This window comes from Vibrio sp. H11, assembly GCF_004804295.1.
In the GTDB taxonomy this organism is placed as follows: Bacteria; Pseudomonadota; Gammaproteobacteria; order Enterobacterales; family Vibrionaceae; genus Vibrio; species Vibrio ostreae.
Map to the genome: position 1 here is coordinate 389203 of NZ_SSHN01000001.1, position 12853 is coordinate 402055.

A 12853-nucleotide genomic window follows, 5' to 3' on the forward strand; every position below is an offset into this window, starting at 1 on the left:
ACCCGTTTTAGCTGAACATCGACATGGTCTGGTTCATCTGGGTCATTAGTTGGTTCATTTGAGTAAACTGTCTGAGGTAGCGGTCGTACGCCATGTCATATTTGCGCTCCAGGCTGGCTTGTTTGTCATCGATGCGATCAATGCTTTGTTGCAGAGACTCTTTGCGCGATGCAAACAGGCTGCCGGAAAATTTCAGATAGGGATTGAGCAGTTCATCCATGCTGTCGAACAGATTGCCGTCACCATTGAAGAACGACTCCAGTGCTGCGCCGTTGGTGCTTTGTGCCTGTTCGAATTTATCGTTATCTATGCTCATCTTGCCGTCACGGCTGATTTCAAGCCCAAGGTCGCTAAGGCGCATGCCGTCAAACTGACCACGGACCATGCTCTGAATCTGGCTCTTGATAGAACGCACCGTCGGATCACTGGCTAGTGCGCCGCGGGCGGTATTTTCATCGCCGATACCAGTCAGTGAATCGATCTTGCTGATCAAGCTGTTGTAAGCATCGATAAAACCGTTCATCTGCTCTTTGGTCGCTTCATCGTCAGCGCCGACCGAGAGCGTCAAAGGCGCTTCGCCGCTGGTCTGTGCCTGACTCACCGTCAGGTCGACACCGTCGATAACGCCACTAAAGGTATTGCTGCTGTTGGTCAGCTGCAGGCCAGTACCTTGTGCGCCAAGCCAGATGGTTGCATCCTGGGCGGCACTGATTTCGGTAACATTGCTGAATGCGTCTTCAAACCAGGTCTGGCCGGTGCCACTGGCGGAGACATTGATGCGGTTGGCCACCCCGGTTTCCGTGCTGGAGAGCATGAAATAGGTTTGCCCGTTGGAACGTACCAGCGTCGCATTCACGCCCGGATTGGTACTGTCGTTGTTAATCGCTGAAACCAGGTCTGCGACGGTGGCGGTGCCGTCACCATCGGTGTCGACGGTGGACAGATCCAGGCTCATGGTTTCGCCGTTCACACTGAAATCGAGCGTGCCCGTGGTTGGCACCTGAGTGGTGGCGTCGAGGTCTGCGGGCATGCCTGCGGAAATCTGATGGGCAGTCGCCAGTTGCTCGACAAAAATCTGGTAGCTGCCGGACAGCGCGCCGGCATCAGCCGTGGCTGAGAAAAAGCCATCCTGAGAAACGGTCGCGCTGTTTTGCAAGATGCTGCTGGTCGAACTGTTCATTTCATTGATGGTGGTGCGGAACTCACGCAGTGCACTTTCAATATCGCCCAGTGCTTTGAGTTGTGACTGGTACTGATTGGCCTGGGTCTGATAGCGCTGCTGAAACGATTGCACATCAAATGTCGCCAATTGTGTTGCCATAGTAATTGGATCTAATGAACTCATTTGGAGTCTCCCTGTTGCTCGGTCTGCCGCCACGACTGGCCTGCCAGAATTCACACCCTGAATAGAATCTTGGTCTGATTACAAGATGCGTGCCATTGGTTTGTCTTTTTTAAAACAACAACTTACTTTGATCTGCTTTGCAAAGCGGAAGTGGATTTTCCTGAGCGGTAGTTCCGCTGATTCCTCAGTAACAAAGCGATTGTCCCGCTAGTAGTGCGACCAGAAATGACGGGGCATTAAACGTATGGGCATCAAACATGTGGGTATAGAGATGCGTGCGGTCGCTCAGCGTGAAGTGGCATTCAGCAGACCGGGGGAATGAGAAGGGAAATGTTCAACCACTGGCCGGAGGAGAAAAAAGCGCCGATGTGAGTCCCGATAGTAAAGGCTTGTTGCAAGGTGGAGGCGCGGCGCTGTTTCAAATCGGGCAACGAAAAAAAGCCCCCCGCGGTGCGGGAGGCAAACACAAACATACAGATTGTGTGGCTTAAAACGCTTAGCGCAGCAGTGACATTGCCATGCTTGGCATTTGGTTAGTCTGAGACAGTACAGTGGTACCTGCCTGCATCAGCATCTGGTTCTTAGTCATGTTTGATGATTCAACTGCGAAGTCAGCATCGGTGATACGGCCTTTCGCGGCAGAGGTGTTTTCTACCATGTTGCCCAGGTTAGCAATGGTGTGATCCAGACGGTTCATATTTGCACCGAATGCAGAACGTGCTTCACCGATTTGACCCAGTAGGCCAGCTTCACCGTCTGCGCCAGTCAGAGCTGTCAGAGCAGTTTGTGCCGTTGCTGCAGTAGTCAGATCACCCAGTGCCAGAGCACCAGAAGTACCGACAGCAGTATTGATCGCTTGAACTTCAGTGCTCACGTCTACCGCCAGTTGGTCACCCGCTTGAGTGCCGATTTGGAAGTTCACTGCGCCAGCTTCAAACGTACCGCCGCCAGTTTGCAGCAGTTTGTTACCACCAAAGCTGGTGGTGTCCATGATGTTCGCGAGTTCTTCGCCCAGTTGCTGGTATTCAGTATCCAGAGCAGTACGGTCAGTATCAGTCAGGGAACCGTTCGATGCCTGCGTTGCCAGGTCGTTCATACGGTATACGATGTTGGTCATCTCATCCATAGAACCTTCAGCAGTCTGCATCATAGACTGACCATCTTGCGCGTTACGCATCGCTACGTTCATACCACGAGTTTGCGCATCCAGACGGGTAGAGATTTGCAGGCCGGCTGCATCATCGGCTGCTGAGTTGATGCGGTAACCCGTGCTCAGACGCTCCATCGCTGTGTTCAGCAGGTTGCTTGTGCTGTTGATAGTGTTCTGAGTCACTAGTGAAGCGTAGTTAGTGTGCATTGATAGAGCCATCGTAGTCTCCTTGGTTGATAACGATAATCAGGCTTGGGAAGTTTCCCGGTTCAACCACTAGAGGCGGACGCTTTTCCCCGGCCATTAATTAAAAAAATAAAAATTTAGCGAAAAGCAGTGAAAAGGATGGTTTTAGGTGAGTTGTGTTCCAGAAATGGGGCGATTTTAGTCGCTGTTGATCTTTATGAGCGGTAAAAATCAACAGCGCGACCGACATCAGTGATTATGTTTACCAGCCATCGTTGTCGGCTTCATCAAACGTTTTAAAGCTCAGTGAAGTCGGAATATCGCTGAAATAACCAAAATAGTAACTGGCACCCAGCAGTTTATAATGGTTAAGCTCTTTTTGGCTGGCGACACGTCCCGCGACCCAGGGCAGGCGATAGCGGCGCAGAAAACGCATCAACGGCAGCAGGTCGCTGCGATCCTGTTTATCTTCCAGCGATACTGCCAGTTTGATCATGTCCGGTTTAAAACGAATGACTTGCTCAAAATGCTCGGCATGGGTGTAGAGTTCAAACCACAAGGCGTAGGTCTGGCTGCGCATCTTGCTGACCAGGTTGTCAATTTCAAGCGGTAAAGGTTGACTAAAATTGATCTGCAAAGAAGGGACAACATGGGAAAAAGCCAGTGCGTGATAGTGCAGAATGTGCTGTAAAAATTCAAAACCGGGTGGCCATAACAGCGCATCGGTCCGGATTGGCACCACAACATTACTGATTAAATCGGGATGGAAGGTTTCCATCTGAAAATGGGTCTGGCGCAGGGCAAGGTAGAGGCTGAACAGGTCAAGACAATAGGTCATATGCGGCGAAAGCTGGAACTGATATACGCTTTGCTCGCCGCGACTGCCAAAGCGCAGGGTCAGGTGCTGATATTCGACCTCGGCGCTACCGGCGTGGCGTATCGCCTGGCAGGCATGTCGGATATCGTTGCACTTAAAGGCCTCGAACACCAGCATGTCGTCCTCCGTGACGACATGCTGTTCAATAAGGTCGCGCAGATAATGGAACAGCGCATGATGTGAAGTGAGATTAGCCAAGGTTTCCTACCACGTTGATTTGTTTATTCTCAGGGATTTCATTGTACGACAACACCGCTAATCCTTGTGAGAAGGTTCGTGCATAGCGTGCGATAAGCGGACGCAGCTGCGGCATCACCAGCAAGATAGGCGTTATGCCCTGCTGCTTGAGCTGCTGACGGATCAGCGGCAGATTTTGCTGGAACTGACCCAGAATATTGGGCTCGATCGGAAAGCTGTCCAGCATGACGCTGCCACTGGCTTGCGCCTGGTGCAGTGACGTCATCAGCATTTTTTCCAGTTCATCCGACAAGGCATAAACCGGAATTTCGCTTTTTTGCCCGGCCAGCAGATTAATCAGGGTGCGGCGCAGCGCGCAGCGTACATCCGCAGCCAGCAGAATGGGATCTTTGGTGTTTTCCGCAGACTCCAGCATGGTATTGGCGATGGTTCGTACGTCTTTCAGTGGCACCTGATCGAGCAGTAACTGGCGGTACACTTTCAGTTGCTGGGCCGGACGCAGCGCAGCGCCCAGCGCTTCTGCCAGCTTGGGCGCCTGGGCGGTCAGACGCTGGTTCATCGCTTCCACGTCATCATGGTGGAACAGTTCCGCGAGGTGGGTTTTCATCACTTTGCTGATATGGGTTGCCACCACGGTCGCGTCATCCACCACCTGATAACCCATGTTTAGTGCGCGGGCCTTTTGGCTATGTTCAATCCATACTGCCGGTAACTGATAGGCCGGATCACTGCCAAGAATACCGTCGATTTCGCCGTACGTTTCGCCAACCGCGATTGCCATCAGGCGATCCGGCTCGATAAAGCCTTGTTCAATCTGTTCGCCATTGAGGGAAATGGTGTATTGATTCGGTTTCAGACTCAGATTATCGCGAATGCGCACCTCAGGCAGCAGAAAACCGACCTGCTCGGAGAGATTGCGTCGTACACCGCGAATGCGCTGGGTCAGTGGTGCACCCTGCTCTTTATTGACCAGGTGCACCAGGCGGTAGCCGAGGGCGAGCGATAAAGTATGCACGTGAGGAATATCTTCCCAGCCAAGCGGGCTTTCTGCCTCTTGTTGCATCGCCTGCGACATTGCCGCCACTTCATCGAGCTGATGATCGTCGGCCGGACGCTTACTCTGGCGCCAGCCGGCAAACGCGAGGGCGGCGGCAAAAGCAAAAAACGCCAGATGCGGCATCCCAGGTACAATACCAATCACCACCATAATAGCGGCCACGGTATACAGTGTGGCCGGGCTAGCCAGTAACTGCTTGTGCATGGTTTGCGACATGTCGTTGTCGCTGTCATTAATGCGGGTCACTATGATGGCGGCCGCGGTCGCGAGCAGCAGTGACGGGATCTGGGCTACCAGACCATCACCGATTGTCAGCAGGGCGTAGGTTTTGAACGCTTCGGATGCTGGCAGGCCATACTCGAATACACCAATGCTGATACCGCCGATGATGTTGATAAACAGGATCATCAGACCGGCAACGGCGTCACCGCGCACAAATTTAGACGCACCGTCCATCGAACCGTGGAAGTCGGCTTCGTTGGCAACTTCGCGGCGGCGCAGGCGGGCAGCTTCCTGATCAATCAGACCGGCATTGAGATCGGCATCGATCGCCATCTGTTTACCCGGCAGGGCATCCAGGGTGAAACGCGCCGATACTTCAGAAATCCGTTCACCACCTTTGGTGATCACCACGAAGTTAATGATCATCAGGATGATAAACACCACCATACCGACCACATAGTTGCCGCCGATCACCACTTCACCAAACGCCTGGATCACTTTACCGGCCGCGTCACCCCCATTATGGCCTTCGAGCAGCACAATCCGGGTCGACGCCACGTTCAGAGTCAGGCGCAGCAGGGTAGCGACCAGCAAAATGGTCGGGAAAATGGAAAAATCGAGCGGCCGTTTGGCGGTGGTACTGACCAGCAGCACCAGGATGGCCAGCACAATGTTAAAGGTAAACAGAGCGTCCAGCAGCAGTGGTGGCAGCGGCAGGATCACCATTGCCAGTACCATCAGCAGGACGACCGGAATGCCGATATAGCCCTTGCCGGAGTGTTGCCAGTGTTTTAACCAGTTACGCATGGTTATCAGTCCTTTCTGTAATGCGAATCAGTGCTGCAGATGTTTTGGAATCGTAAAATGCGGCAGTGGGAGCGGCTCTTGGCCTTTACCGCGCCGAAACGATTTCAATTGCAGGACGTAGGTCAGGATGTGAGCCACCGCGATGTAAAGCTGGCTGGGAATCGCCTGTTCAATCGCAGTGGTGTAATAAATGGATCGGGTCAGCGGCGGAGAATTAATAATTTCCACCTGGTTTTCACGGGCGATGCGCTGGATATGCATGGCGGTTTCGTCCACCCCTTTGGCGACCACAAACGGCGCTTCAGACATTGAAGTATCGTATTTGATCGCGACCGCATAGTGGGTCGGGTTCACGATCACCACATCAGCCTGCGGCACCATTTTGTCAATTTTACGCCGCGCAAACTGTTGCTGAATCTGACGAATACGCTGTTTGACCTCCGGGCGGCCTTCATTGCTTTTGTACTCTTCTTTCAGTTCCTGCTTGCTCATCTTCAGTTGTTTGAGGTGCTCCCAGCGCTGGTAGGGCACATCGACAAAACCAAACAGCAGCAAAGCGAATCCCATCAGCAGCAGGCCATCAAACAAGATCTGCATGATGAGCACAAAACCTTCGTTTAGCGGTAGACGCTGGATACCAATAAGCGGCTGCAAATGGTTATCCATATAGCCATACAGCAGCGCGAAGATGACGCTGACTTTGAGGCTGGATTTAATCAACTCAACCACAGATCGGCTGGAGAAAATTCTTCCGATGCCGGTTATCGGGTTCAGTTTGCTTAGTTTGGGCTGAACATTGGCCGGGCGGAACATCCAGCCGCCAAGAAGCATACTGCCGGCCAGCGTGACCGCAATGATGACGATAAACAGCGGCAGCAAGAGTTCAATCAGGATACCCAGGGTATGGCCGAGCTGTTCCATCATCTGCATCGGATTGGCCAGGTCTTGTTTGGTCAGCGACATGTTGTAGCGGAAGACACCGGAAACCGCCTGCCAGATAGCTGGCATCTGCGCGGAAAAGTAGACCACCACAGCCAGAAAAATCATCGCTGTGGTCAGTTCTTTCGCTCTGGGGACCTGGCCCTGCTCGCGCGCTTTTTTGATTTTCTGCGGCGAGGCCTTCTCGGTCTTGTCCTGAGAAGAAGCTGAATCGCTCATGCGCCCCCCGCCATAAACTGGTTAAGAAAGCGCAGCGTGTCATGTACCAGCGACGTATAACGGCCGGGTACCCCGGAGACAGAAATCAGCACACTGAACAAACCCAGCAGCATGGTCATCGGAAAGCCGAGCGCATAGACGTTGAGGCTGGGCGCAGCACGGTTCATGACCCCGAAGCTGATGTTGGCCAGCAGCATGGAGACGATCGCCGGCAGCGCCAGTGCCAGCGCGGCGGAAAACATCCAGCTGAAATGATGGATCACTCCCTGCAGAGAAAGCGTGGTAATGCCTGATCCAACCGGCCAGACGGTAAAACTCTGAATAAGCACATCAATCACCAGCAGGTGACCTTCCAGCGCCAGAAACAGCAAAGTTGAGAAAATCAGAAACAGGCGACCCAGTACCGCCACGGACAAACCATTGACCGGATCGTTCATCATCGCCATACCAAGGCCCATTTGCAGTGAGACGACCTGACCGAGCATGGTAAAGACAGTGAACAGCATATGCAGAATGAGGCCGAACATCAGCCCCCAGATCACTTGTTCAAACGCCAGAAACAGCGAGGTCATCGAAAACAGATCAACGGCTGGCATGGCCGGCATCAGCGGCGCGGTGATCACGGTGATCGACAAGGCCAGCAGGCTGCGCACCCAGACCGGGATCAGATTGTCGCCAAAAAAAGGCATCGCGATAAACGCGGCGCCGATGCGAAAAAACGGCCACCAGAGTTGCCCCATCCAGGCGGACAGTTCGGCAAAGGTCAGCGTCATCAGCCAATCATCCCCGGTATGTTGTGGAACAGATAATCAAACAGCTCCATGATTTTGCGCAGCATCCAGTGTCCGGCAAAGATCACCATCAGCAGGGTGACCATCAGGCGCGGCAGAAAACTCAGGGTCTGTTCGTTGATCTGGGTTGCGGCCTGAAATACGGCGACGCACAGGCCGACAATCAACCCGGGTACAACCAATACCGCAACGAGAAGGATCACCATCCAAACCGCATCGGAGATCAGGGTTACCACCAGTTCAGGTGTCATACAGCGTGTTCCTTACATCACTGGGCAAAACTGGCGGACAGTGTGCCGACCGTCATTGCCCAGCCATCCACCAAGACAAACACCACCAGTTTGAAAGGCAGCGACACAATCAGCGGCGACAGCATCATCATACCCATCGCCATCAGTACGCTGGCGACCACCAGGTCAATGATTAGAAACGGAATAAACAGCATAAAACCAATTTGGAACGCAGTTTTCAATTCGCTGATCACAAAGGCCGGCAGCACGACGGCAAATGAAATGTCGTCCAGGTTTTGATCGAGTGGTTCGTTGGCAATGCGCAGCATCTGTTCGAGTGAACTTTGCTGTGTCTGTGCCAGCATGAAATCACGTACCGGTTTTTCTGCGGTCGAAAAGGCTTGCATCAGGGTGATGTCACCCTGGTCATAAGGCTTAAAAGCGTGTTCGTAAACGTCGCTCCACACCGGGCGCATAATCAGTACAGTCAGCGCCAGCGCGATCCCGACCAGAACCCGGTTGGGTGGGCTCTGCTGCAGGCCAAGCGCCTGCCGCAATATCGCCAGTACCACAATGATGCGGGTGAAGCTGGTGGCCATCAGGATAAAGGCAGGCAGAAAACTGAGCGCAGTCATCAGCAACAGAATTTGCAGTTTAACGCTGTACTCTTGCTCGGTATTGCCGTCTGAGACCGTAAACAGAGTCAGGCCGTTATCGGCAGCCAGAGTCGGCACTGAAAACAATATCAGTGCCAACGCCAGAAGGCCGAGACAGCGGAAGGAGCGCGGTTGAGTCATGTTAGAAACCTGTATTACTGACCGACAGAATTACTGACCGACAGAGCTTAGCGCGCTGTCGAGCACGTCAATCAGGCGCAGGCCATACTTATCGTTGACGACGACGACTTCAGCGTGACCGAGCAGAGAGCCGTTGACTTTCACATCCAATGGCTCACCGTTGAGCTTATCCAGCTCAATCACACTGCCTTCACCGGCTTGCATCAGATCACCCAGTGCGATTTCCTTGCTGGCGACTTCCAGAGTGACGGTGACCGGGATGTTTTTAAAAAAACTCAGATCACGTTCCACTTTCGCCGGGGCTTCAACCACGCTGTCTGCATCTAAATCTTCCAGGTGAAAATCATCGAAATTGAGATCGTCGCTGTCAAAGTTCACGTTGTCCAAAGCGTCACTCATCTTAGGGATTCCTTATCTTGGTTTAAAATCAGCACCAGTTGCTCATCCTGCTCGGCAATACGTCCGCTGAACAGGCGTTCACCGCCAATGCTGACCGGCACAGTAGTCAGTAGGTCAATCGGTAAAATATCGTTGGGGGCCAGGCTCAGTACATCACTGAGCGGCATAGTCTTCTTACTCAACAGGGCCGTCAGGCGCACCGGAGTCTGCTGCAGAGAGCGGTTAAATTGTTGCGCTAATTGTTGGTTGGGCTGGATATCCAACTGATTAATCAGGGTCTGCACCAGCTGGCTTTCAAAAATCAGCGTGAGCAGGCCGCTGTGGTCACGATAGCGCAGGGTAATCTCTGCTTTCAGGCCGACGCCACTGCTCATTTCACCGTCACCGCTGCGCCACATGTCACCGGGGGCTATCCAGCGAGTCGCGATTTTGCCCATGCGTTCTTGCAGGCGTAAATCACTGCTGGTGATAACACTTTGTGAGCGTTCTATATTGGCACCGTAAAAACGATCCGCCAGCTTGATCAGCAAATCACTGTTGAGGCTGACGAACAGACAGCCGCTGTTCTGATGGCGAAATTGGGTCACCGCCGATTTATCAATATCGGAGGGTTTAAGGGTATGCAGTTCCACAGCGCTGAGTTCGGCATCGATGTGATGGGTATTGAGCCAGGTTTGCAGCTCACCACTTAATCCGTGACACGATTCTGTGATAATGGTTTCCAGTTTTTCCCGAATGATATGTATGGGTTTTCCCAGTAATTCCACATTGAGGGCTCTCACTTCGGGAATAGTGTTCTGGATATGTGTTTCCATTTATATTTTACCGTGCGTTGACATTGCGGAGATGTTTACTCGATGGCGCACAGTCTATACAGAAAATTTTAATTATTTTTAGTATCTAATTATAACTTTGTGAGGTTGGTTCACATGTTGATTTGAAGTGGCTGTTTTATTCTTCAATAAATAAAAGAAAACGGGTAGTTTGTGAGGGTTATAATATACAGATAATTATTCAAAAAATGCCCAACAACGGGACTTTGTTAAAAGTTTATTAAGATTTACCTATGCTGCTACATTCATGTGGTAGCATTTTGTTTATCCACAACGCTATGTATTGTTCAATAACCAATAATTGTTCAATAAGCAATATATGACGAATAAACTTTATATGCTTAATAAAACGTCTATAGCCAGTCAGCATAGCTATTAAGCTGTTTTTTAAACAGGTGCACAACTTGCATGTCTATCTTGTACAGAGTACCCAAGCTGTGGCATAAGGCCAGATTGGAGTTTCACTATGAAAGCGTATGCCAGTTATGATAATTCCATGGCATATTTCAATGACAGGGAAGTGTCAAAAAAGTGTCAGAAATACTTTTCCAGTTTTATGGTTAAATTATGTTCTGTGGCTTTTTTTTCTTCAGCTATATTATTATCGCCAAAGTCTTTTTCGGAAGATGAGATAATTTATCCCATGGATGAATCTTCATGGATATATAAAGGAGGTACTTTTAATTGCACGCTGATGCATACGGAAGTTCCGCAGGGGAAGTTTTATTTCCGCTCAAATAAAAAAGATAACGTTACTTTAGAATATCGTTTTAATAGTAATCAGTCTGGGTGGATATATGCACAGGCTGGCTTATTAACCCCGCCATGGATTAAGCCGTTACAAGCGGACACTGTTAGTCAAGGGCAGATAAATTCACAGCGTGGTTTTTCATTTAGTTCAGATATTGAGCGAATTCTTCACTCAATGAAAAACGGGAAGTGGTTGACGGTGTCTGTGGGGGGAAGTGAGGCTTCCTCCTCGCTCAAGTTGATTCTGCCGACGATTCGTATTCAGTCCGCACTGGATCAGTTTGCCGAATGTCGTCAGCGACTGCCGTTAATCACCTATCGTGAAGCGCGTGATATGACGCTGCACTACCAGGCTGGGCAGCAAAACTTAACGGCCGCCCAACGTGGTCAGCTGAAGGCGTTGATGAGTTATGTCCGTCTGGATAAGCGCGTCACCCAGGTGTTGATTGATGGTCATACCGATAGCGACGGTGCTCGTTTGGCGAATCTGGCCGTATCGCGCAAGCGTGCTGAGCAAGTCGCCGAGGCACTAAAAAATCTGGGACTGGATGGAGCGAAAGTGCAGGTTCGAGCTCATGGATCGCGTTATCCGCTCGCCAGTAATCACAGTGAACAAGGGCGGGCGAAAAACCGCCGGGTCGCGATACGTTTAGTCAGGGATAACGAAAGCGTGGTCAATTCTGCGCATACCAACAATAAAATAAAGGTCAAATAATGACGAAGTCAGATGTTCTGTTGGTTGAGCCCAATGACAATCTTGCTCAACCTATGATTGATGTCTTGATGGAAGCCGGTTATCGCGTGCGCCATGTGCGTACCGGGCGCAGCGCATTGCTTGAGCAATCGGCAGCAATAACCGTTGTTAGTGCAAACTTACCAGATATGGGAGTACGCGAATGGGTCGCGTGCCACCAGAAGCAGGCCGGGGCAGGCGTGGCGATCGCCATCGTCGATCAGGATCAGGGTATCGTTGCGGCGGAAACGATGAAAGCCGGAGCGACCGATTACCTGCTGCGTCCGTTTGAGACCGGTCAGTTACTTAACCTGCTGCGCCGCGTTGAAGCTTTAGGTAAGCCGATGGCTAATATCGTGGCTGAATCCTGGCGCAGTAAACAGGTGTTGCAGCTGGCTCATCGCGCCGCCTGTACCAGCGCCAGTGTGTTGATTACCGGTGAATCCGGTACAGGTAAAGAAGTGTTGGCGCGTTATGTCCATCAGCAATCCAGTCGCGCTCAAGGCCCGTTTGTGGCGGTCAACTGTGCAGCGATTCCTGAATCTATGCTGGAGGCGGTGCTGTTTGGCCATGTTAAAGGGGCGTTTACCGGCGCGCTGGCCTCGCAAAGTGGCAAATTCGAAGAAGCCAACGGCGGCACCATTTTGCTGGATGAAATCGGTGAAATGTCTCCAGCGGTACAGGCCAAACTGCTGCGTGTGCTGCAAGAGCGTGAGGTGGAGCGGGTTGGCAGCCATAAGGCGATTCAGCTCGATATCCGCGTTATCGCCGCCACCAATAAAGATCTGCGTGAACAGGTTCAGAAAGGCTTGTTCCGGGAAGATCTCTACTATCGTCTCGATGTTCTGCCACTGCACTGGCCTCCGCTGCGGGAGCGTAAAGAGGACATTCTGCCTATCAGCCAATTTTTTATTAACAAGTATCAGGATGGCAGCCAGTGTTTTCTATCTCAGGACGCGCGTCAGGCCCTGAGCCAGTACCCTTGGCCGGGTAACATCCGGGAGCTGGAAAACATTATTCAGCGTGCACTGGTGATGCGCCACGGTGATTACATCACCGCGCAGGATCTCATGCTGCCAGTCGAATATGCTGCAACGTCTGCCCCCAGTGTTACCGATACCACGATGGGGCACGTTGAAGCGAAAAAGCAGGCGGAATATCAGTACATCCTGGACAAATTACGTCAATTTGGTGGCAACCGTACTAAAACCGCCAACGCGCTGGGTGTGACGACCAGAGCTCTGCGCTACAAACTTGCCGCCATGCGTGAGCAAGGTATCGATCTACAGTCAGTATTAGGTTCAGCCGCCTAAAGGAAGG

General features: G+C 51.7%; 12 protein-coding genes. 2 read left to right on the top strand and 10 right to left on the bottom strand.

Translation table 11 applies throughout. The annotated features are described in order from the left end of the window. Nucleotides 1–7: 7 nt before the first annotated feature. From fliD to E6C74_RS02040, 10 genes are all read right to left on the bottom strand, one after another. Nucleotides 8–1345: a flagellar filament capping protein FliD gene (fliD, locus tag E6C74_RS01995; protein ID WP_136482860.1), complete on the bottom strand. Its 1338-nt coding sequence runs from the start codon at nucleotides 1343–1345 to the stop codon at nucleotides 8–10. 496 nt (nucleotides 1346–1841) lie between these two features. Further along, nucleotides 1842–2714, bottom strand: coding sequence for a lateral flagellin LafA (lafA, locus tag E6C74_RS02000; protein WP_136482862.1), 873 nt, complete (start codon nucleotides 2712–2714; stop codon nucleotides 1842–1844). 229 nt (nucleotides 2715–2943) lie between these two features. After that, the gene (locus E6C74_RS02005; RefSeq protein ID WP_136482864.1) at nucleotides 2944–3756 is read right to left on the bottom strand and encodes an EAL domain-containing protein; all 813 of its coding nucleotides are present in this window, start codon (nucleotides 3754–3756) and stop codon (nucleotides 2944–2946) included. Then, nucleotides 3749–5842, bottom strand: a complete 2094-nt coding sequence (gene flhA / locus E6C74_RS02010; protein WP_136482866.1) for a flagellar biosynthesis protein FlhA — start codon at nucleotides 5840–5842, stop codon at nucleotides 3749–3751. Before flhA ends, E6C74_RS02005 begins: the two co-directional genes overlap by 8 nt. 27 nt (nucleotides 5843–5869) lie before the next feature. Next, nucleotides 5870–7000, bottom strand: coding sequence for a flagellar biosynthesis protein FlhB (flhB, locus tag E6C74_RS02015; protein ID WP_136482868.1), 1131 nt, complete (start codon nucleotides 6998–7000; stop codon nucleotides 5870–5872). Beyond that, nucleotides 6997–7773: a flagellar biosynthetic protein FliR gene (fliR, locus tag E6C74_RS02020; protein WP_136482870.1), complete on the bottom strand. Its 777-nt coding sequence runs from the start codon at nucleotides 7771–7773 to the stop codon at nucleotides 6997–6999. The genes flhB and fliR overlap by 4 nt, the downstream gene beginning before the upstream one ends. Further along, nucleotides 7773–8042, bottom strand: a complete 270-nt coding sequence (fliQ, locus tag E6C74_RS02025; protein WP_136482872.1) for a flagellar biosynthesis protein FliQ — start codon at nucleotides 8040–8042, stop codon at nucleotides 7773–7775. Before fliQ ends, fliR begins: the two co-directional genes overlap by 1 nt. Before the next feature lie 17 nt (nucleotides 8043–8059). Then, nucleotides 8060–8818: a flagellar type III secretion system pore protein FliP gene (gene fliP / locus E6C74_RS02030; RefSeq protein ID WP_136482874.1), complete on the bottom strand. Its 759-nt coding sequence runs from the start codon at nucleotides 8816–8818 to the stop codon at nucleotides 8060–8062. 30 nt (nucleotides 8819–8848) lie between these two features. Continuing rightward, nucleotides 8849–9217, bottom strand: a complete 369-nt coding sequence (fliN, locus tag E6C74_RS02035) for a flagellar motor switch protein FliN (protein ID WP_136482876.1) — start codon at nucleotides 9215–9217, stop codon at nucleotides 8849–8851. Then, nucleotides 9214–10032: a FliM/FliN family flagellar motor C-terminal domain-containing protein gene (locus E6C74_RS02040; protein WP_136482878.1), complete on the bottom strand. Its 819-nt coding sequence runs from the start codon at nucleotides 10030–10032 to the stop codon at nucleotides 9214–9216. The genes fliN and E6C74_RS02040 overlap by 4 nt, the downstream gene beginning before the upstream one ends. A gap of 484 nt (nucleotides 10033–10516) precedes the next feature. Between E6C74_RS02040 and E6C74_RS02045 the strand changes: the two genes are divergently transcribed. Together E6C74_RS02045 and E6C74_RS02050 are read left to right on the top strand one after the other, a co-directional pair. Continuing rightward, nucleotides 10517–11515 carry an OmpA family protein gene (locus E6C74_RS02045; protein WP_240798107.1) on the top strand — a complete coding sequence of 333 codons (999 nt, stop codon included), beginning with the start codon at nucleotides 10517–10519 and terminating at the stop codon, nucleotides 11513–11515. After that, the gene (locus E6C74_RS02050) at nucleotides 11515–12846 is read left to right on the top strand and encodes a sigma-54 dependent transcriptional regulator (RefSeq protein ID WP_168796928.1); all 1332 of its coding nucleotides are present in this window, start codon (nucleotides 11515–11517) and stop codon (nucleotides 12844–12846) included. Before E6C74_RS02045 ends, E6C74_RS02050 begins: the two co-directional genes overlap by 1 nt. Nucleotides 12847–12853: the final 7 nt, after the last annotated feature.